Source organism: Bradyrhizobium sp. Ash2021 (genome assembly GCF_031202265.1).
Lineage (GTDB): Bacteria > Pseudomonadota > Alphaproteobacteria > Rhizobiales > Xanthobacteraceae > Bradyrhizobium.
This window is the reverse complement of the sequence record NZ_CP100604.1, coordinates 7,390,793-7,410,396: the sequence shown is the minus strand read 5'-3', so window position 1 is coordinate 7,410,396 and position 19,604 is coordinate 7,390,793. Positions and strand designations below refer to the sequence as shown.

Below are 19,604 nucleotides of genomic sequence, written 5' to 3'. Positions count from 1 at the left end.
GAGGTTCCCCAAGTGATTCATGGGAGGTCAACTTGATTCGGAGTTGACTGAATGCGCCGTTACGCCCTTCGCGACGATCAATGGGACAGGATCAAGAATATTTTGCCGGGACGTGAGGGTCACGTCGGCGCTACGGCCAAGGATAATCGGCTGTTTGTAGAAGCAGTTCTCTATCGTTATCGCGCCGGTATGCCCTGGCGGGATCTGCCGGAACGTTTTGGCGACCCGATCAAGATTCATACCCGATTTTCGCGCTGGGCGAAGAGCGCGGTATGGAAGAAGATGTTCGAGATGCTGGCTGCCGACGCGGACAATGAATACGCCATGATCGACAGCACTATCGTACGCGCGCACCAGCACAGTGCCGGCGCCCAAAAAAAGACAGCGAAGACCAGGCGATCGGGCGCAGCAAAGGCGGGTTGAGCACCAAAATCCATGCCATGGTCGATGCACTTGGCAATCCGTTGGCGTTCCTGCTGACCGCAGGGCAAGCCCACGATTTGGAAGGCGCTGACGCGCTGCTGCCTCAGATGCAGGCCGATACCTTGTTGGCGGACAAGGCCTTCGATGCCGATCTACGTGTCATCGAGCCTCTGCTTGCGGCAGGAAAAACGCCGGTGATCCCGCCCAAGAGCAATCGAAAGCTCCAACGCGCCTACGACAAGGAACTGTACAAAGCGCGCCACCTCATGGAAAACCTCTATTGCAAGCTCAAACAGTACCGAGCCATAGCCACCCGCTACGATAAGACCGCCAGAAACTTTCTCGCCGCAGTCCATCTCGCCGCCGCAGTCATTTGGCTCAATTGAGGACAGGCTCTAGCCCTTCCGATAAAAATATTTCGCTTAACACGTCGGGCAAATCAGTGGTTTGACTCCGCGCGTCTCACCCAAAAGAGGGGCGGCTCGCGATCGTCACGAACGTTGCGGTGAGATGCGGTGGACGCGAAGGCTGCGACTGACGAGCGTGGCTGATGCGGACGGCGAAGTCGTGTGGTCCTGGCGCCCCGATGCTGGCGTCAAGTTGCGCGGATGTCCGCGCGGCGACGGTGGCAAGAAAGCCCGTTCACGGGGGAGAGCACGCTATAAGCCGTAAACCATCGCGCAGGGAAGGCCGGGATGCCTCCGCTGAACCTGTATGCTCGTGTGCGTTTCCTTTTGTGCAGCTTGCACACGAGACCGCGGGTGCAGCGCGCACCCGGCTTTCCCTGCGCCCTCTGCTTTTTCGGGAGGGAGCGAAGTTGACGCAAACCTCGGGTATCTCATGCCGCGAGAATGCGGACGCATACCTTCCAGTCGTCATCGCCCGCGAAAGCGGGCGATCCAGTACGCCGCGACCTCTCGGCTCGAGCATTGGCGTCTCTGGAATACTGGATCGCCCGGTCATAGGCGAGCGGAAGCGATGCCGTCCTTGACGGCTATGCCGGGCGACGACAAGTGGAGAGCTGTTTGAAGATTGAATCAGATGTAGCCCCGTCATTGCGAGCGAAGCGAAGAACTGTAGGATGGGTAGAGCGAAGCGAAGCCCATCAACTACACCGACGAAGGATGATGGGTTTCGCTTCGCTCTACCCATCCTACGAACCGTTTTGAAAATTAAATCAGATGCTTCAGCGTCATTGCGAGGAGCGAAGCGACGAAGCAATCCATCTCTCCGCAAGTCGCGGCATGGATTGCTTCGCGGAGCCTGTCATCGGGCGCGCATTCGCGCGACCCGTTGGCTCGCAATGACGTTGAGAGAGCAGCGAGGCTTACGACAGCCGCATATCCAAAAGCCTGCGGCCTTCGTTCCTGAGCAGCTTCTTCACCGCGCTGGAGGCGGCGATCTCGCCCTGGTTGGCGTAAGCTTCGTGGTTCTTTTCGATGTCGTCGAGCCGATAGAGATAGTTGACCATGATCCCGGCGGATTCGCGCAGGCCCTTTGGCGAGAGATCGCCGAGCCAGTCGATCCGCTCCAGCCGCGCGCCGTTGCCGATGTGGAAGCGCGCGACCGAATCGATCAGCCGGCCCTTCGGCGTCCGCGCTTTCAGGAAATAATGCGCCGCCAGCGGCTCAAGCACGCCGCGCAGTTGCGCGGTCAGTTCGGCATTTTCGAACCAGTCGAGCTTGTCGAGGTTTTCCAGCAGCGCCCGCTCGTCGTCCGACACCGGAACGTCGGTGGCCTGTTTCAGCCATTGCACGAAACCCGGCACCGGCGACAGCGTCACGAAATTATCCAGCTTCGGCAATTCGCGCCGCAATTCCTCGACCACCTGCTTGATCAGGAAGCTGCCGAACGAGATGCCGCCAAGCCCGCGCTGGGTATTGGAGATCGAATAGAACACGGCGGTGCGGGCGCGTTCGACCGGCACCGGCTGGCGCTCTTCGGCGAGCAGCGGCGCGATCGCGGTCGGGATCGACTCGGTCAGCGCGACCTCGACGAAGATCAGCGGTTCATCGGCGAGCTGCGGATGGAAGAAAGCGTAGCAGCGCCGGTCGATCGGATCGATACGGCGGCGCAGATCGTTCCAGTCGCGGATTTCATGCACGGCCTCGTAGCGAATAATCTGTTCCAGAATATTCGCCGGCGTAGACCAGTCTATCTTGCGCAGCACGAGAAATCCCCTGTTGAACCACGAAGACAGCAGATGCACCACGTCGCGGTCGACGGCGGCCAGATCCCGGTTGCCCTTCATCAGGGCAAGCAGGTCGGCGCGCATCGCCACCAGTTCGCTGGTGCCGCCGGGCGCCCGGTTGAGCCGGCGGATCAGCTCCTGCCGCCGCGGCTCGGAGGCGAAATGGAGGTCGCTGGCGTCATCGTCGCTCGGCTGCGTGCGCCAGCTCTCGATCGCCTGCGACAGCTTTTCGCGGTCCGGGCCATAGTCGCGGGCCAGCGCCTCGAAGAACGTCAGCCGGCCGGCGGCGTCGAGGTGGTGGTAGCGGTCGAGCACCTCGCGCGCCATCGCCGTGCCCGACGCCTCGCCGCGGCCCGACAGCAACGCCTGGCACAATTCGAGCAGTTCGGAGGCGTCTTGCCGGTCGCCGGACGACCCGCCCCGCCGAAGCAGGGTCCGCCCGCGTTCGGAGATCGTCGAGAGCAGGTCGGAGAAAAAGGCGTTGGCCATTGGCTGGGTCGAATCCGGGTGATGCCGAACCTTACATGGGATTTAGGTCCGAGCCGATCACAATCAAGGGCATGGATAGTACGGAAATATGTCATGCCTCGACAAAGGTATAATCGGTCATTGCCGGGCCATAGCCGTCCGAAGGACGGCGTCGCTTCCGCTCGCCTATGCGTCCGAAGGACGGCGTCGCTTCCGTTCGCCTATGCCTTCTCGGCAAACTTCGTTGGCGTCTTGCCGGTGACCTGGCGGAAGGCGTGGGAAAACGCCGGGACGCTGGCATAGCCGAGGTCGGAGGCGAGCTGCTTGACCGAGACATTGGCGTCCGTCGACAGTTTTTCGATCGCCGCCGCAATGCGGGCGCGCTGACACCAGGTCTTGAAGCTCAGCTGCGTTTCCGACGAAAACAGCCGCGACAGCGTCCGGGCCGAGGTGCCGACCGCCCGGGCCAGCGTCTCGATTTCATGCGCCCCGGTCGGATCGCCGAGCACGATGTCGGCGGCGCGCCGGCAGCGCGGCTCATGCGGCAGCGGAATGAAGGTCGCGGAATCCTCGGCCTGATGCAGCTCGAGCATGACGAGCCTGACCAGCAGCTCGGTGCGGTCAGCGGTATTTCGCTCGTCGAACAGCGCGAGGATCGCCTGATGCAACAGCGGCGACACCCGCACCACGAATTCCGCCGCCAGGCTGGCGCTGCGCTTTTCGCGGCTAAGCCAGGCCACATCGAAATACAGCGTGCGCATCTGGATATCGGCGAGCACGTCGATCGCATGTTCGAACAAAGCGGGGACCCAGACCGCACGGTCGGGCGGCACCAGCCAGCGGCCCTTGGGCGTCGTCACTTGCATCGTGCCCTTCGCCGCATAGACGAGTTGGGCCTCGCGGTGCATGTGGGTGTCGAGCCGGACTCCCCTCTTGTAGGCGCGCGCGACCAGATGGATGCCATCGCCGGTGGTGCGTTGGCCCCTCAAAAGGGCAGCTAGTGGCGTTTCGGCGACAGTCATTGGCGACATCCCGTCAGGACAAGAATCTATAACCTATTCCAGGGATCAAGAGGATTCGACCAGGGAATTTGACCATGAACAGCCCCAGCCGGGTGATCGGCTTCGTCAACGCGGCCCATTTCATCGACCATTATGCGATGCTGATCTTCGCCGCCGCCGTCATCGTGATGGGTCCTGCGCTCGGCATGGCCTATTCGGAGCTGCTGCCTTATGCCACCCCGGGCTTCGTCGCCTTTGGTGCCGGCTCGCTCATCACCGGCTGGCTCGGCGATCGCTGGAGCCGCCGCCACATGATGGTGATCTTCTTTGCCGGCATCGGCGCCTCGATGATCGCGGTCGGCTTCGTGCAGACGCCGCTGCAGCTTGGCGCAGCATTGCTCTCGATCGGCCTGTTCGCCTCGATCTATCATCCGGTCGGCACCGCCATGATCGTATCCTATGCCGACCGGCTCGGCCGCGAGATGGGACTGAACGGCGTCTGGGGCAACCTCGGCGTGGCGTCCTCGGCGCTCGTCACCGGCGTGATCGGGCAATATTTCGGCTGGCGCTGGGCCTTTATCGTCCCCGGGATCGTGACGATCCTGATCGGCTTGGCCTTCGCCAGGCTGATCGTTCACGAGGACCGCTCGGGGTTCAAGCAGGCCGCGGCGCAGGCGCGGGTGGCAAAACAGGACATGTGGCGCGTGATCCTCGCGCTGTTCATCGTGGTGATTGCGATCTCGACCACCTTCAATGCGGTGACGGTGGCGCTGCCAAAGCTGTTCGCGGAGCGGCTGGCCGACCTGACCAAGAGCCCGGCGCTGCTCGGGGTGATCGCGGCCTGCGTCTATGTGTTCGGCGCGATGACGCAATACACCATCGGCAAGCTGATCGACCGTTATTCGCTCAAAGCCATCAGCCTGCCGCTGTCGTTCGTGCTGGCGCCGTTCCTGTATCTCGCCGCCACGCTGTCGAACCTGCCGCTGATCCTGGTTTCGATCGGCATCGTGATGGGCGCGTTTGGCCAGGTCACGGTCAACGATGCCATGGTCGGCAAATACACCAGCGAGGAATGGCGCTCGCGGGCGTACTCGGTGCGCTATTTCATCGGCTTCACCGCGGCCGGCGCCTCCGTCGGCCTCGTGGCCTGGCTGTACGAGCAGGGCGGTTTTGTCACCATGCTGCACGCGTTCGGCGCGCTGTGCCTGCTGGTGATCGTGGCGGCGATCATCCTGCCTACCGAAATCAAGGTGCCGGCGGCGCAGGCGAATTGATCGGGGCTTCAAGTCTTCGCCGCGGTCAATTCATCAGCGCCTTGGCGATGATATCGGAGCTCTTCTCGGCGACCATGATCGTCGCCGGGTGAATGTTCGGCGAGGGCATTGCCGGCATCACCGAGGCGTCGACGACCCGCAGACCGTCGATGCCGCGGACGCGGAGCTCGCTGTCGACCACGGCCCGTTCATCCTCGCCCATCCGGCAGGTGCCGCAGGGATGATAGACGGTCGACCCGACTTTCCGGACGTAGTCGGCGACTTGTTCGTCGCTGGTGACGTCCGGATCGGGCCTGATCTGTTCGACCACCAGCGATCGGAACGGTTCGGTCGCGGCAATTTGCCGGGCGATGCGAAAGCCCGCCAGCATAACGCGCATATCGTCGGGATCGGTCAGGTAATTGGCGCGGATGCGCGGCGGCGCGCGCCCCTCCGCGTCGCGCAGCGTGATTTCACCCCGACTCTTCGGCCGGCAAACGCTGAAGATGAAACTAAATCCCGGCCAGCGATGCAGGCCGTTCTGCAATCCGTCCGACGAAAAATTGAGGCATTGGTACTGGATATCAGGCACCGGCTCGGAGGGGCTCGATTTCGCAAACAATGTCGCTTCGGTCGCGCCGACCGAAAGCTGTCCCGACCCCCTGAGCAGCCATTCGAGGGCGAGTTTCACCGATTTGGCCGGGCTCATCACGGCTTCGTTCAGCGTATCGGTCGCGTTGGTCTTGAAGGTGAAGCTCGACTGATAATGGTCCTGCAGATTTTTCCCGACACCCGAAAGATCGTGTTTCACATCGATGCCGAACTCGGCCAGTTCTGCGGCCGGGCCGATGCCGGAGGCCAGCAACAGCACAGGAGAATTGATCGCGCCGCCGGAAAGAACGAGTTCGCGCCGCGCACCGATGCGCTGGATCCGGCCGTCGCGCTCGATTTCCACGCCGATGGCGCGGCGTCCGTCGAACAAGATGCGGCAGACGCGGGTCTTCGTCATCAGTTCGAGATTTTTCCTGCCGAGGTTCGGCTTGAGATAGCCGACGGCCGTCGAGCGGCGCCAGCCGTTGTGCACGTTGAGCGGCGCGAAACCGATACCATCGATGCGCTCGCCATTGAAGTCAGGGTTGCGCGGATATTGCAGACGCTCGCAGGCCTCGACGAAGGCCCTTGCCGCCTTCGACGGGCGCTTGATGTTCGAAACCGTCATCGGGCCGCCGGTTCCGCGCCACGCGTTGGCACCATCGACGCAGTGCTCCATCCGCTTGAAATAGGGCAGCACGTCATCGTAGCTCCAGCCGCGCGCGCCAAGTCGCTGCCATTCATCGTAGTCGCTGGGCGCGCCGCGCAGAAAGACCAGGCCGTTGATGGAGCCGGAGCCGCCCAAAACCTTGCCGCGCGGCCAGTTCACCGTTCGGCCGCCGAGACCCGGCTCCGGTTCGGTTGCATAACCCCAGTTCATCTTCGGGTCCGGGACCAGCTTGCCAAAACCCATCGGAATATGAATCCAGGGATTGCGGTCGCGCCCGCCGGCCTCGATGACGCAAAGCGACACCTTGGGATTTTCCGTCAGCCGCGCCGACAGCACGCAGCCGGCCGAGCCCGCACCGACCACGACGACATCGAATTCCGTATCGAAACTGGACTTGTTCATGAACGCGTTTCTGCTCCCGATTTTCTTTACGGAGGATAGCGGCCGACTGTTGCTCTGGATAGGCTCACAAGGACAGGTCTTCGGCAATGACGGGGCTCGTCGCTATACGCCCGATGCGGGGTGGGCTAGGTTGTCGACAACGAACCGGGCGAAGACCCTGGGGGAAACGCCGTGCGATTTCAGTTCGCCGTCATGTCAGTCTTGATGGTCGCCGGCCTTGGCCTGTCCGCGGCCCAGGCGCAGATTTCTGACGATGTCGTCAGGATTGGCGTGCTCAACGACCAGTCCGGTCTCTATGCCGATCTGGGCGGCCAGGGCTCGGTCGTGGCCGCGCGGATGGCTGTCGATGATGCCGGCGGCACGGTGCTGGGCAAGCCCGTCGAGATCATTTTCGCTGACCATCAGAACAAGGCCGACATCGGGGTGGCCGTGGCGCGCCGCTGGTTCGAAACCGGTGCCGTCGACATGGCGATCGGATTTGACAACTCCGCGGTGGCGCTCGCGGTCGAGCAGCTCGCCGCCGACCACAACCGGGTCGTCATCGCCGGCGCGGTCGGGAGCACGGCTTTCACCGGCAAGGGCTGTACACCGACCGAGGCTTCCTGGGTCCACGACAGTTATGCCCTCACCACAAGTCTGGCCAAGTCGATCGTGGCGGAAGGCCGCGACACCTGGTTCTTCATCACGGTCGATTATGCGTTCGGCCATTCGCTGGAGGCGGACGCGACCAGCGCGGTACTGGCTGCGGGAGGCAAGGTGCTCGGCAGCGTGCGGCATCCGCTCAGCACGTCGGACTTCAGCAGCTACCTGCTTCAGGCGCAGGCGTCCGGTGCGAAGGTGGTGGCTTTCGCCAACTCCGGCGGAGACATGGTCAACGCCGTCAAGCAGGCGAACGAATTCGGACTGGCGAAAAACCAGACCATGGTCTCGTTGCTGGTATTCATATCCGACGTTCACAGCATGGAGCTAAAGGCCGCGCAGGGACTGAAGTTCGTGACCGCGTTCTACTGGGATCGCAACGACGAGAGCAGGGCCTGGTCGAAGCGATTCTTTGAGCGGCACGGGAAAATGCCGACCATGGCGCAGGCCGCCACCTATTCGGCTGTCCGTCACTACCTCACATCGATCGCTGCTGCGGGCACGGATGAGGCGAAGTCGGTCATGGTCAAGATGCGCGAGATTCCGGTGAACGATTTCTACACGCGGAACGGCCGCGTCCGCGAAGACGGCCGGATGGTTCACGACATGTATTTTGCCCAGGTAAAGAAGCCGTCGGAGTCGACGAAGCCCTGGGACTATTTCAACATACTGGGCGTGATCCCGGGCAACCAGGCGTTCCGTTCGTTGGCCGACAGCGGCTGTCCATTGGTGGCGCACTGATTTTGGTCGAACAGGTCTAGTTGCCGGCCGTCAGCACCGGGCGCACGCTGTCGATCTCGGCAATGATGAAATCGAAGAATGTGCGGACGCGCGGCATATGCCTGAGGTCGGGGTGCGTCAGCAGGTATATCGGCGAGTAAAGTCCGGGTAACGGGCCGAGCACGGAGACAAGATCGGCCTCGCGGACCGCAAGCGGCATCGGCAGCGGCGCGAGGCCCGCGCCCGATTTCACGGTCATCAGCAGCCCCGGCACGGTATTGCTTCGGGCAACCACCCGCGCATTCGGAGCGACCGACCGAAGCCATTTGGCGGCGTGGTGATCCCTGATGTCGCCGTCGAACTCGATCACCGAATGACCGGCGATGTCTTCGGCCCGTTCCACCCGGCCGTGGCGCTCGAGGTAGCCGCGGCTGCAATAGAGCGCCCAGGGCACATCGGCGATTTTGCGCCCCACCAGCGTCTCCTCGTTCGGGATGCCGGCGCGTATCGCCACATCGGCTTCGCCCTTGGCGATATCGAGAAAGTGGTCGCTCATGATGAGTTCGATCCGCAGGCCGGGATGGCGGCTGTGAAAGGTCTCGAGCAGCGGCGACTGCATCAATCGATAGCCGATGGATTCCGAGCAGGTCACCCGAACCGAGCCGGTCGGCGTTTCGTCCGCAGCAACCAGATAGCGCTCGAGCGAGACGATCGCTTTCTCGACCTGTTCAGCCCAAGGCTGCAACTCCGTGCCGAACTCGGTCAGCCGGTAGCCGGTCGCGTGCCGGATCACGACATTCCGCCCGATCCGCTTTTCCAGTTCGGCTAGCCGGCGGTGAACGGTTGACTGGCTGAGATTGAGCGCTTTCGCGGCCGCGATCGTGCTGCCATGGCGGGCCACCGCCAGGAAATGCCGAAGATCGTCCCAGTCAAACATGAGCTATTCACTCTTGACTTCGCGCGACGCAATCTTGCGGCTGCCGCATATGAGAAAATACGCCTAAGCGTACCCCATTAACAATCGATACTGAGGGAGGCAGGCGGTCATGCTCAGGAAATCTTTCCATTTATTTGCGGCGTCGGCCCTGGCCGTCGCGTTGTTCGCCGGCGAAGTTGCAGCGCAAGAGACCATCAAGATCGGGCTGGTCATGCCGCTCACCGGTGTTTTGGGCCCGGTCGGAAAACAGGCCGTCGCCGGCGCCCGGCTCTACATGATGCAACATGGCGACATGGTCGCCGGCCGCAAGATCGAGCTGGTCGTCCGGGACGACGCCAGCGTTCCCGACAATTCGAAGCGCATAGCCCAGGAGTTGATCGTCTCGGACAAAGTCGCCATCCTCGGCGGCGGCCTGACGCCGAACGTGCTGGCCATTGCGCCTTTGGTCAACGAGAGCAAGACGGCGACGGTGGTCATGGTGTCGGGGACCTCGATCGTCACCGAACGGTCGCCGTATTTTGTGCGCACGAGCTGGACCCACGCCCAGCAGGCGAGCGTGCTCGCCAACTGGGCGGCGAAGAACGGGTCGAAGCGCGCCACCATCATCTCCTCCGACTGGGCGCCGGGGCACGAGGCATCCGGGGTATTTTCCGCGACCTTCACCCAGGCCGGGGGCGTCATCGTGGAAGCGCTCAAGGTGCCCTTGGCGAACCCCGACTTCGCGCCGTTCCTGCAACGCGCCCGCGACGGCAATCCCGATACGCTGTTCGTCTTTGTTCCCGCCAGCCAGGCCGCGATCCTGGCGAAGCAATTCGTCGAACGCGGGCTGGATAAATCCGGCATCAAGCTGATCGGCCCCGGCGATATCGCCGACGACGAAGACCTGCCGGGCATGAGCGACGCCATGATCGGCACCGTGACCGCCGGCTTCTATTCCGCCCATCACCCCTCGGCGATGAACAAGGAATATGTCGCAGCCTTCCAGAAGGCCAACGCCAATGTGCGGCCGAACTTCATCAGCGTCAGCGCCTATGACGGCATGCACCTGATCTATGAGGCGCTGAAGAAGACCGACGGCAAGACCGACGGCCCTGCGCTCGTGGAGGCCATGAAGGGAATGGCGTGGGAAAGTCCGCGCGGCCCGATGTCGATCGATCCAAGAACCCGCGACGTGGTTCAGGACATCTACATTCGCCGGGTCGAGAAGGTCGATGGCGCGCTGTACAGCGTCGAATTCGAGACCTTCAAGGCGGTCAACGATCCGACCAAGGTTGCGAGCAAGTAATCCGGACCATCCGACAACGAAGCCCCGCTTTGCGGGGCTTCGCTATTGTCCGGCCCCGGGGTTCGATAAATTTACCGGATCGATCAGCAATTTGGGTTTCAACATCTCCCGCGATCGACCAAAATGGTCGGTGAAGGCCCGCTGATCAACAAGGGCCGGTGGGAGGAAACCGATGTCCAGTCAACTGCCGCTTGTCGTCGGCCTCGTTTTGGGAGCCATGATGATGACCGGACCTGCACGCGCCGATGCCCTGAAAGACGAAATCGCGCCCACCGGCAAGCTGCGGGTGGCGATCGCGATCAGCGCGGCCGGCGGCGCGTTCTGGTCGACCAGGACCAAAGCCGGCGGCTATGCCGGCGTACCCGTCGATCTCGGCAAGGAAATGGCCGCGCAGCTCGGCGTGCCCGTCGAATACGTCGTGTATAACAACTCCGGGCAGATCACCGACGCCGCCGCGAAGGGCACCTGGGATGTCACCTTCCTGCCGAAGGACCCGGAGCGGGAAACCAGGATGTCGTTCGGGCCTGTCTATGAGGTCGCGGATGCCACCTACATCGTCAAGGCCGGTTCGACGGCCACAAATTTCCAGACGCTCGACCGGCCCGGCATGAAGGTCGCCGCCGTCAACAACACGACGACGATGCGCGGCGCAATCGCGCATCTGAAGAACGCCAAGGTCACGGGCTATCAGACCTATGACGAGATCTTTGCCCTGCTCAAGAACGGCGAGATCGACGCGTTCGCGCTGTCGCGCGACCAGCTCAATGCCATGGCGAAGAAGATTCCGGGCACGCACGTGCTGGATGAGACCTTCAAGCAGACCGTCACCGCGGTCGCGGTACCGTTGAACCATCCGCTGTCGGCCGCGTTTGCCGCCAAGTTCATGACGGACGCGACGACCAACGGCACGCTGCGCAAGGCCTATGACAATAACGGGCTGAAGGACACCCCGATCCGGACGCAGACGAAGTAACGGGCGATTATTTCGATCCTGGCAGCTCGCACGACCTATCCCCGTCACCCTGAGGAGCGCGCTCTTGCGCGCGTCCCGAAGGGCGACGGCCACGGTCCGGATCGCTATCCTTCGAGGCTCGCTGCGCTCGCGCCTCAGGATGACGGTGGTGGAGATAAGTCGAGCAAAGTAATCTCGTGCTAATTCGTCGTGTTCGCCGGGATCGGATCGAGGCCGCTCTTGACGAGGGTGTCGCGGGCGGCGGGCGAGGCAAGGAACTTGATCAGTGCCCGGCCGGCGTCGGGTTCTTTCAACACGCTGAAGACTGGATTGCTTCGTCGCTTCGCTGCTCGCAATGACGTGGAGAGAGTCAACTCAAGAATTGACGTGCACGAAATCCCGTAAGAGCGGATAGATCTCGTTGTTCCAGCGCCGGCCCGAGAACACGCCGTAATGGCCGACGCCGGCCTGCATGTGGTGCACCTTGCGATAGGCGCGCACGCCGGTGCAGAGGTCCTGCGCTGCCAGCGTCTGGCCGATCGAGCAGATATCGTCCTTCTCGCCTTCGACCGTCATCAGGCCCATGCGCTTGATCGACGCCGGGTTCACCGGCCGGCCGCGATGCATCAACTTGCCTTGCGGCAGCAAATGCTCCTGGAACACATCGCGCACGGTCTCGATATAGAACTCCGCCGGCAGATCCATCACGGCAAAATATTCGTCGTAGAACGTCTTGATGATCTCGGCCTTCTCCTTCTCGCCCTTGGCGAGGTGATCGGCGAGATCGATGTGCTGCTTGATGTGGCGCTCGAGATTCATCGACACGAAGGCCGTGAGCTGCACGAAGCCGGGATAGACCTGCCGGAACGCGCCCTTGCACTGAAACGGCACGTAGTTGATCAAATTCTCCTGGAACCATTTGATCGGCTTGCTCTTGGCGAATTCATTGACCTTGGTCGGCTGAATACGGGTATCGATCGGCCCGGCCATCAAGGTCAGCGTTGCCGGTCGCGCAGGATGATTGTCCTCCGACATGACAGCGGCTGCCGCGAGCGCGGAGACCGAGGGCTGGCAGATCGCCACCATGTGCGAGCGCGGGCCCATCTTGTCGAGGAAGGTGATCAAATGGTCGGTGTAGTCCTCAAGGCCGAATCTGCCGGCATTGAGCGGAATGTCGCGCGGATTGTGCCAGTCGGTGATGTAGACGTCGTGGTCCTGCAGCAGCGTCTTGACGGTGCCGCGCAACAATGTCGCGAAATGGCCGGACATCGGCGCCACCAGCAACAGCCGCGGCTGTTCCGGCCCATCCACTTTCTTGAAGCGCAACAGCGAGCCGAACGGCGTCGAGAAGGTGACTTCTTCCGTCACCTTCAGTTCCCGGTTGCCTACCATCACGCTGTCGATCCCGTAGGGCGGGCGCGCGTAGGTCAGCGAGGAGCGTGAAATCAATTCAAGCGCCGCCGCAAGCCGCCCGAACACCTTGTCTGATACGCCCTTCGGCACGAGATTGAGATATTTGAGGGCTGCGGCAGCTCCCGTCCGCCAGGGCGCCGTGAGGTCCATGTGGTTCTGGTACGCCTGGTACATCATTGACTTCATTCCGGTCCGCCCCTTCCCGTATTGCTATGCAATATCGAAGCCAAGGCGGCGTCGAAGGCCTCGAAAACTGGCACGTCGCTTGCTGCGTCAGAAGCCGGTAGCATAGGCATTGGGCACGGGCCGCGAACCATCGGGGCGAGCGGGAGTGCCCGTTTGGCCGTAGAATCGACGTACAGGCGTGAGGGAAGGCCTATGGCAAAAACAACACTGACCATCAGCAGCAAGAACTACTCGTCGTGGTCGCTGCGCGGCTGGCTGTTGACCAAATTCTCCGGACTGGAATTCGAAGAGGTCGTCACCGCACCCGACGATGCATCGGCGCGGGCCGAAATCCTGCTGCTGTCGTCGTCGATCCTGGTGCCGTGTTTGCGGCACGAGGGCGCCACAGTCTGGGATACCCTGGCCATCGCCGAGTATCTCAACGAGATCATGCCTGCCGCCGGACTGTTGCCGCCGGACCGCATCCACCGGGCGCATTGCCGCTCGATTTGCGGTGAGATCCACTCAGGCTTCACGACGCTGCGGGCGTCGCTGCCGGTCAATCTGAAGGGCCATTTCCCCGGCTTCAAGATCTGGTCGCGGGCGCAGGCCGATATCGATCGGGTCTGCACCATCTGGCGCGAATGCCTGGCCGAATCGGGCGGGCCGTTTCTGTTCGGCGAACGCACCATGGCGGACGCCATGTATGCGCCCGTCGTGACCCGCTTCATGACCTATGACGTGAAACTCGACCCGAAGCTGGCGGCCTACGCCAAGACGATCATGGCTATGCCTGAAATGCAGGAGTGGATCGAGGCCGCCAAGGCCGAGCCGGCCGATATCGAGGAACTCGAGGTCGAATATTAGGCAATGCGTGCGGCGCTTTGCCCGTTTGAAGGGCTCAAGCAGCGGGCAGGGTTTGCTTAAGGCTGGTGCTGCCGACGATATGCGCGCCGTCCTTGTTGTCGGGTCGCAGACGGCGCGCCGGCAATCGCCCAACTCGAATTCCGGTATCTCGCCAAATGTTTCGGCGGCTTTGCGGCGGCGATCGTCAAAATCGCCGCAGTGCAGCGCGGCTGGCGTGATTTTCGCATAGCACCATGCAGCCGTGAACGCGACGATGCGACGCTGCCGAAAATTTGGACGCCTTGCGTAGCCGCGATCTCGCCAATGAGAACCGTGGAGGCTTCAATGAATCAGCGCGCTGTCGTCGGCAAATTTTCGCACGTCAAACCAACTGATACCGAATTCAAGGGCGGGGGTCTGCGCGACTTCTTCCTGTATCGCGACCTTGGCATCGCCGACGCCACCGGCGGCCAGGTGATCTGCCATCTGGTCAAGGCCAACCCCGATCTGCCCCCCGAGGAAGGCACCGGCTGGCACAAGCATCTGTGCGATTTCCAGATCGTGATCATGACCAAGGGCTGGGCCCGCTTCATGTACGAGGACAAGTCGACCCTGGTGCAGGCCGGCGACGTCGTGCATCAGCGGCCGGGCATCACGCACTATTTGTACGATTACTCGGAGGACATGGAGTATCTGGAAATCGTCAGCCCCGCCGACTTCAAGACCGTCGACGTGCCGCCGGCCGTCGACAAGGTGCCGCCGCCGACGCCCTGGAAGTGACGGATATGTCGTCGCCGGAGGAATTAACTTTTGTCGTCGGACGCTGGGTGCAGCCGATTGTCGTGGTGCTGGATATGGTGCGCCGCCTGCGACTGCGGTCGACATCTAGCCGTGAACAGGGGAGTACAGCACTCGACCGCTGATTCGGACGCGCTTCGTTCCGTCGGCGTTCCGAACCTTAAGATGGCGCTTCTGCTCGTCGCATTTTGGCACAGGGCGTGACGTGTCAGGCGGTGCCCGCCTGTTTGAGGCGAGGCAGCCGCCATCCGATCACCGTCGCCTCCACGGCGCCGCCGGTTCTCTCATTGCGCCATTGACCATCGATAAAGCGGCAGGCGAACGGCAGCTGGTAGGTACCGCTGTGATCCTCGCAAAGCACCTCCACCGACTGGTCCGGCGGCGGCTCGCCGTTGCCGTCAAATTGCATCAGCCGCTTTTCGCGCGTTGCCATCGCATCACTCTCCGTTGCCGGGGCCTGCAAACGTCGGTTTGAGTTCCGCGGCCAAAAGTCTATTGCCTGTATCCACGAAACCACAGCGCCCGAATGCGGTATCAGTGTGGTATCTCTGGCGCCGCGCGCAGGCTTCGAGCAATTTGCCGTGATAAACGCTTATTGAATGAGGATTTGATGATCGGCCGGACTGTTTTTTTCGTTGTGGCATTGCTGATGCCCCATCTCGCCGCGAGCGCCTATGCGCAGGATGTTCCCGGCATCGAAATCTGCACCGTTGAAAAGACCATGGAGCGGCGGACCAGCTGCCTGCAGAGCAATGTCGACTTCCTGCAGAAGACGATCAGCAAGCTCGGCCTCGACCATCAGCAGAAGCTTGATGCCGCCAACCGGCAGATCGAAGGGCTGAAAAGCGCGCTCGCCAGCCTGCAGAAGATCGTCGACGATCTGCAGGCGGCGCAGAAGAAGACGGCGGAGGATTTGAAGAAGAAGGCCGACGCGACGCCGGTCAAAGACGGTACGCCGTCGACGAAGGATGCTGCGCCGGCCGCGAAATAAAGTCGTCATTGCGAGCCAACGGGTCGCGCGAATGCGCGCCCGATGACAGGCTCCACGAAGCAACCAGCGCATTGATAGAAAGAACTGGATTGCTTCGTCGCTGACGCTCCTCGCAATGACGCCGAGGAACTGTTGGAAATCCCTACGAATTCTTCTCGCCGCTCATCACCGGCCCGAAGCGTTCCCAGGTCTCGCCCTTGAAGCGCATCATCTGAAGCTGCTCGAGAGGGGCGAAATCCGTCGGGCTGGTCTTGATCTTGGTACCCGGCAGGAAGATTCCGATCTCGAAATTCAGGTTCGCGGCCTGCTTCATGACGTTCTCGCGGGTGAGATCGTTGCCGCACTGCCGCAGCACCTGCTCGAGCCCCTTGGCAACGCCATAGGCGAATACGGTCGCCGCGTCGTCCTGGTCGCCTTCCGGATACCACTTTGTCATGAACGCCCGCCACTCGTTCATGGGCGGATCGTTCTTCCAATCGGGATCCTTGGGATCCTTCAGATAGGCGGTGGAGAGAATACCCTGGCTGTTCTCGTAACCGGCCGGTTTCATCACGCCGCCGATCGAACCCGACACGTTGGTGAGGAAATGGACCGGGTGCCAATCCAGTTCGGCGATCTTCTTGATCGCCTGCGCGGCAAATTTAGGCGTGGCGATGTTGATGAAGATGTCGGGGTTAGCGCCCTTGATCTGGACCACCTGCGAATCCACCGTCGGCGAAGCGGTCTCGTAGGACGATTCGATGACGATCAGCTTGTTGGCCTGATCGCCGAGGCCGTCGCGAAGCCCGATGACGTAGTCCTTGCCGAAATCGTCGTTCTGATAGAGCACGCCGATCGTCTTGCCCGGAAAGTTCTTCAGGATGTAGGCGGCGTAGATCCGCGCTTCGGTCTGGTAGTTGGGCTGCCAGCCCATGGTCCAGGGAAAGTTCTTCGGATCGTTCCATTTGGCAGCTCCGGTCGAGACGAAGATCTGCGGCACCTTCTTGGCGTTCATGTATTTCTGGATCGCGGTATTGCCCGGCGTGCCCAGCGGATTGAAGATCAACAGCACCTCGTCGGATTCGACGAGCTTGCGCGCCTGCTCGACCGTCTTCGGCGGGCTGTAGCCGTCGTCATAGGAGACGAAGTTGATCTTGCGGCCGTTGATGCCGCCTTCGGAATTGAGCTTGTTGAAATAGGCCGCTTCGGTCTTTCCGATCGTGGCATAGGCGGACGCCGGGCCCGAATAGGGCATGATATTGCCGATCTTGATCTCGGTATCGGTCGCGCCTGGATCGTATTTCTTCTGGGCGTTGGCTGAACTTGCGACCGCAACGGCCAGAAGTCCCGCAAGTGCTACGGATGTGGCATGGCTCAAGACACGGTAATGCATCATCGTCCTCCCTGACGTGCTGGCCGAGGCTCATGCAGTCTTGATTAGTGGGCAGCTTAAAGTGAGCCGTCGGATCAATGCAGGATTGCAGTATGCACGATTGGGAACATGTTACCAGTGCGGGCAATTCCGCTTCGCGGAACAGGCCGCGGTTCCGGCAGCGCGAAGATGAGAGCAAGGACTGTCAAATGAAGCGCGGCGCAAACGAGCATGATGCGGGCGCTTCGAATGAAGGCCGTGGTCCATGAATCCAGCCCAGAAGGCACTCTGGTATATCGAAAGCCATCTGGCCCAGCCGTTGACGCTCGACGAGATCGCAGCCGTCGGCGGCGTCTCGCGCTTCCACATCGTGCGGGCGTTCGCCGCCGCGACGGGGTTTCCGGTCATGCGCTATGTGCGTGCCCGGCGCCTCAGCGAGGCCGCGCGCGCACTCGCCAACGGCGCACCCGACATCCTCAGCCTCGCGCTGGATGCGGACTACGGCTCTCACGAAGCATTCACCCGTGCGTTCCGCGACCATTTCGGCGTCACGCCGGAAATGGTTCGCGCCGCAACATGCGTCGATAAACTCAGGCTTCAGGAGCCGATCAAGATGGACTCAACCGCACTCGACCATCTCAAGCCACCGCGTTTCGAGACCAGCAAGCCGTTGCTCGTCGCCGGCCTCGGCGAACGGATTACCCACGACAACCAGGGTGCCGGCATTCCCAACCAGTGGCAGCGTTTTCACCAATCCGTCGACAACATTCCCGGCCGGATCGGGAAGGTGGCTTATGGCGTCTGCTGCAACGGCGACGACGCCGGCAATTTCGACTACATCGCCGGCGTCGAGGTGACCGATTTTTCCGACCTGCCGCGCGAATTCAGCCGGGTGCGGATTCCCGAACAGAAATACGCGGTGTTCACCCACAGCGAGCACATCTCGACCATCCGCCGCACCGTCAACACGATCTGGAATCACTGGCTGCCGATGTCGGGAATGAAAGCCGCCGACGCGCCGAACTTCGAACGCTATGACGAAAAGTTCGATCCGCTCACCGGCGACGGCGGGCTGGAAATCTGGATCCCGGTGAAGGAGTAGCACTGAGCTGGCAGCCAAGGCCGTTCCCGCTTGCTGTGCATTCGTCATTGCGAGCGAAGCGAAGCAATCCATCTCACCGCTTGCGGCAACATGGATTGCTTCGTCGCTTGCGCTCCTCGCAATGACGAGCTGGCAATTCAGATTCACATTTCAAACAGCTCTCTGCTGTCATCGTCCGGCTTGACCGGACGATCCAGTATTCCAGAGACACCCGGACTTGAGTCGAGAAGCCGCTGCGTAGCCCGCCTCTGCGGGGCATGACGGCAGAGCGCGCGGACACATGTCCGCGTTCTCGCGGCGCGATCCGCCCGAGCTTTGGGTCATTTCAACCCTCATAAAACCGTAGAGGGCGCAGGGAAGACCGGGTGCACGCTGCACCCGCGGTCTCGTGTGCAAGCTGCACAAAGAAAAACGCACACGAGCATACAGGTTCAGCGGAGGCATCCGGCCTTCCCTGCGCAATGGCTTTACGGCTTATAGCGCGCTCTCCTCGGCGACGAATTCCTTTTTGTCACCGTCGCCTGCGGATTGACGATCCTGCGCATCCCGGTCGGGCTCGCAAAATCTCCGCAGACTTGACATCAGCAACGGATGCCAGGACCACACGTCTTCGCCGTACGCGTCTGCGCCGTTCGTCTACGCGCCGGCCGATCGCTCACGGGACCCCCCCCTGCGACCAACCGCTTCGCGCCGACGCTTCCGCGTCCACCGCATCCCACCGCGCGTTTCGTGACGATCGCGAGCCGCCCCTCTTGTCGGGTGAGACGCGCGGAGTCAAATCACTGATTTGCCCGACGAGACAAGCGGATAATTTTTCGCGCGAGGTCTGGACAGGCCAAATCACGCTGAAATCGCAAACAAATTTCGATTTTTCGCGCACGCGGTCGGCGGGCCAATTTTCGCTGGAAGGAGGGCTCAGTCGCGCTTGATGCGCTCCCACCGCGGCGGATTACGCCTTCGGCTCCAATCCGCCCTACGAACTATATCATAGTTTTAGCAGTTCGACGGGGGGGCCCAGGTGTTCCTCCCACCTACGGGCGAATTCAATAACTTCCTCGACCGTCTCATTGGGATGAAACGTGGTGTTGATGAAGCGGCTCTTGTCCGAGCCGTCTGCCACAACGAGTTCATCAATTACGTCGTCCATCTTACTGGCGCCTTCGCCGACGATGGCAATCAGGGTGACGCCATCTCGGAGGCACGCCTCGACGAAAGGAGGCACGAGGTCAGTGTTGGACACGGGCAGTTGCAGGACGATCTTCGGCGCGTAGCTCATGCACGTGCTCGCTTCTTGCACCGCAGACGGCGATGCAACGGCAGCGCCGGGCTGCTCTGCACAATCATCTCAGGTGATTGCTTGGCAAGCAATAGCGACTTTGCCATAACATCGCGCAACGAATTGTTGC

Annotated in this window: 17 protein-coding genes; 9 read left to right on the top strand and 8 right to left on the bottom strand. The window is 61.7% G+C overall.

The window, feature by feature from the left end; translation table 11 throughout:
* The first annotated feature begins 51 nt into the window (after positions 1-51).
* Positions 52-809 (top strand): IS5 family transposase gene (locus NL528_RS35705; RefSeq protein WP_309178199.1). Its coding sequence is split into 2 segments (ribosomal slippage): positions 52-391 and positions 391-809, totalling 759 coding nucleotides; the frame shifts between segments, so codons are not numbered across the junction.
* A 941-nt stretch (positions 810-1,750) separates the two neighbouring features.
* On the opposite strand, the gene NL528_RS35700 is transcribed toward NL528_RS35705, so the two are convergent.
* Positions 1,751-3,103 (bottom strand): malonyl-CoA decarboxylase, encoded by a 1,353-nt coding sequence (locus tag NL528_RS35700; protein WP_309179064.1) that lies wholly within the window; start codon positions 3,101-3,103, stop codon positions 1,751-1,753.
* A 200-nt stretch (positions 3,104-3,303) separates the two neighbouring features.
* Positions 3,304-4,104 (bottom strand): helix-turn-helix transcriptional regulator, encoded by an 801-nt coding sequence (locus NL528_RS35695; RefSeq protein WP_309179063.1) that lies wholly within the window; start codon positions 4,102-4,104, stop codon positions 3,304-3,306.
* A 74-nt stretch (positions 4,105-4,178) separates the two neighbouring features.
* Between NL528_RS35695 and NL528_RS35690 the strand changes: the two genes are divergently transcribed.
* The gene (locus NL528_RS35690; protein WP_309179061.1) at positions 4,179-5,357 is read left to right on the top strand and encodes an MFS transporter; all 1,179 of its coding nucleotides are present in this window, start codon (positions 4,179-4,181) and stop codon (positions 5,355-5,357) included.
* A 25-nt stretch (positions 5,358-5,382) separates the two neighbouring features.
* Here NL528_RS35690 and NL528_RS35685 read toward each other — a convergent pair whose 3' ends face one another.
* Positions 5,383-6,999 (bottom strand): GMC family oxidoreductase N-terminal domain-containing protein, encoded by a 1,617-nt coding sequence (locus NL528_RS35685; protein ID WP_309179059.1) that lies wholly within the window; start codon positions 6,997-6,999, stop codon positions 5,383-5,385.
* A 171-nt stretch (positions 7,000-7,170) separates the two neighbouring features.
* On the opposite strand from NL528_RS35685, the gene NL528_RS35680 reads away from it, so the two are divergent.
* Positions 7,171-8,379: an ABC transporter substrate-binding protein gene (locus NL528_RS35680; protein WP_309179058.1), complete on the top strand. Its 1,209-nt coding sequence runs from the start codon at positions 7,171-7,173 to the stop codon at positions 8,377-8,379.
* A 16-nt stretch (positions 8,380-8,395) separates the two neighbouring features.
* Here the strand turns inward: NL528_RS35680 and NL528_RS35675 are convergent, their stop codons facing one another.
* Positions 8,396-9,295 carry a LysR family transcriptional regulator gene (locus tag NL528_RS35675; RefSeq protein ID WP_309179057.1) on the bottom strand — a complete coding sequence of 300 codons (900 nt, stop codon included), beginning with the start codon at positions 9,293-9,295 and terminating at the stop codon, positions 8,396-8,398.
* Between the two features lie 109 nt (positions 9,296-9,404).
* Here NL528_RS35675 and NL528_RS35670 point away from each other — a divergent pair, with 109 nt between their 5' ends.
* Both NL528_RS35670 and NL528_RS35665 read left to right on the top strand, forming a co-directional pair.
* On the top strand, positions 9,405-10,580 hold the full coding sequence (locus NL528_RS35670; protein ID WP_309179056.1) for an ABC transporter substrate-binding protein: 1,176 nt from the start codon (positions 9,405-9,407) through the stop codon (positions 10,578-10,580).
* A 223-nt stretch (positions 10,581-10,803) separates the two neighbouring features.
* Entirely contained in the window at positions 10,804-11,553 is a 750-nt protein-coding gene (locus tag NL528_RS35665) for a transporter substrate-binding domain-containing protein (protein ID WP_375144093.1), read from the top strand.
* Positions 11,554-11,907: 354 nt separating this feature from the next.
* On the opposite strand, the gene NL528_RS35655 is transcribed toward NL528_RS35665, so the two are convergent.
* Entirely contained in the window at positions 11,908-13,131 is a 1,224-nt protein-coding gene (locus NL528_RS35655; protein ID WP_309179053.1) for a polyhydroxyalkanoate depolymerase, read from the bottom strand.
* A 192-nt stretch (positions 13,132-13,323) separates the two neighbouring features.
* Between NL528_RS35655 and NL528_RS35650 the strand changes: the two genes are divergently transcribed.
* Together NL528_RS35650 and NL528_RS35645 are read left to right on the top strand one after the other, a co-directional pair.
* On the top strand, positions 13,324-13,977 hold the full coding sequence (locus NL528_RS35650) for a glutathione S-transferase family protein (protein ID WP_309179052.1): 654 nt from the start codon (positions 13,324-13,326) through the stop codon (positions 13,975-13,977).
* Between the two features lie 324 nt (positions 13,978-14,301).
* On the top strand, positions 14,302-14,736 hold the full coding sequence (locus tag NL528_RS35645; RefSeq protein WP_309179051.1) for a cupin domain-containing protein: 435 nt from the start codon (positions 14,302-14,304) through the stop codon (positions 14,734-14,736).
* 226 nt (positions 14,737-14,962) lie between these two features.
* Here NL528_RS35645 and NL528_RS35640 read toward each other — a convergent pair whose 3' ends face one another.
* Positions 14,963-15,187, bottom strand: coding sequence for a hypothetical protein (locus NL528_RS35640; protein WP_309179049.1), 225 nt, complete (start codon positions 15,185-15,187; stop codon positions 14,963-14,965).
* 177 nt (positions 15,188-15,364) lie between these two features.
* Between NL528_RS35640 and NL528_RS35635 the strand changes: the two genes are divergently transcribed.
* A complete protein-coding gene (locus NL528_RS35635; protein ID WP_309179048.1) occupies positions 15,365-15,745 on the top strand; it encodes a hypothetical protein in 381 nt (126 codons plus the stop codon).
* A gap of 142 nt (positions 15,746-15,887) precedes the next feature.
* Here NL528_RS35635 and NL528_RS35630 read toward each other — a convergent pair whose 3' ends face one another.
* The gene (locus tag NL528_RS35630) at positions 15,888-17,120 is read right to left on the bottom strand and encodes an ABC transporter substrate-binding protein (RefSeq protein ID WP_309179047.1); all 1,233 of its coding nucleotides are present in this window, start codon (positions 17,118-17,120) and stop codon (positions 15,888-15,890) included.
* Between the two features lie 241 nt (positions 17,121-17,361).
* On the opposite strand from NL528_RS35630, the gene NL528_RS35625 reads away from it, so the two are divergent.
* Positions 17,362-18,198, top strand: coding sequence for an AraC family transcriptional regulator (locus NL528_RS35625; RefSeq protein WP_309179045.1), 837 nt, complete (start codon positions 17,362-17,364; stop codon positions 18,196-18,198).
* Positions 18,199-19,183: 985 nt separating this feature from the next.
* On the opposite strand, the gene NL528_RS35620 is transcribed toward NL528_RS35625, so the two are convergent.
* Positions 19,184-19,474, bottom strand: coding sequence for a hypothetical protein (locus NL528_RS35620; protein WP_309179044.1), 291 nt, complete (start codon positions 19,472-19,474; stop codon positions 19,184-19,186).
* Between the last annotated feature and the right edge of the window lie 130 nt (positions 19,475-19,604).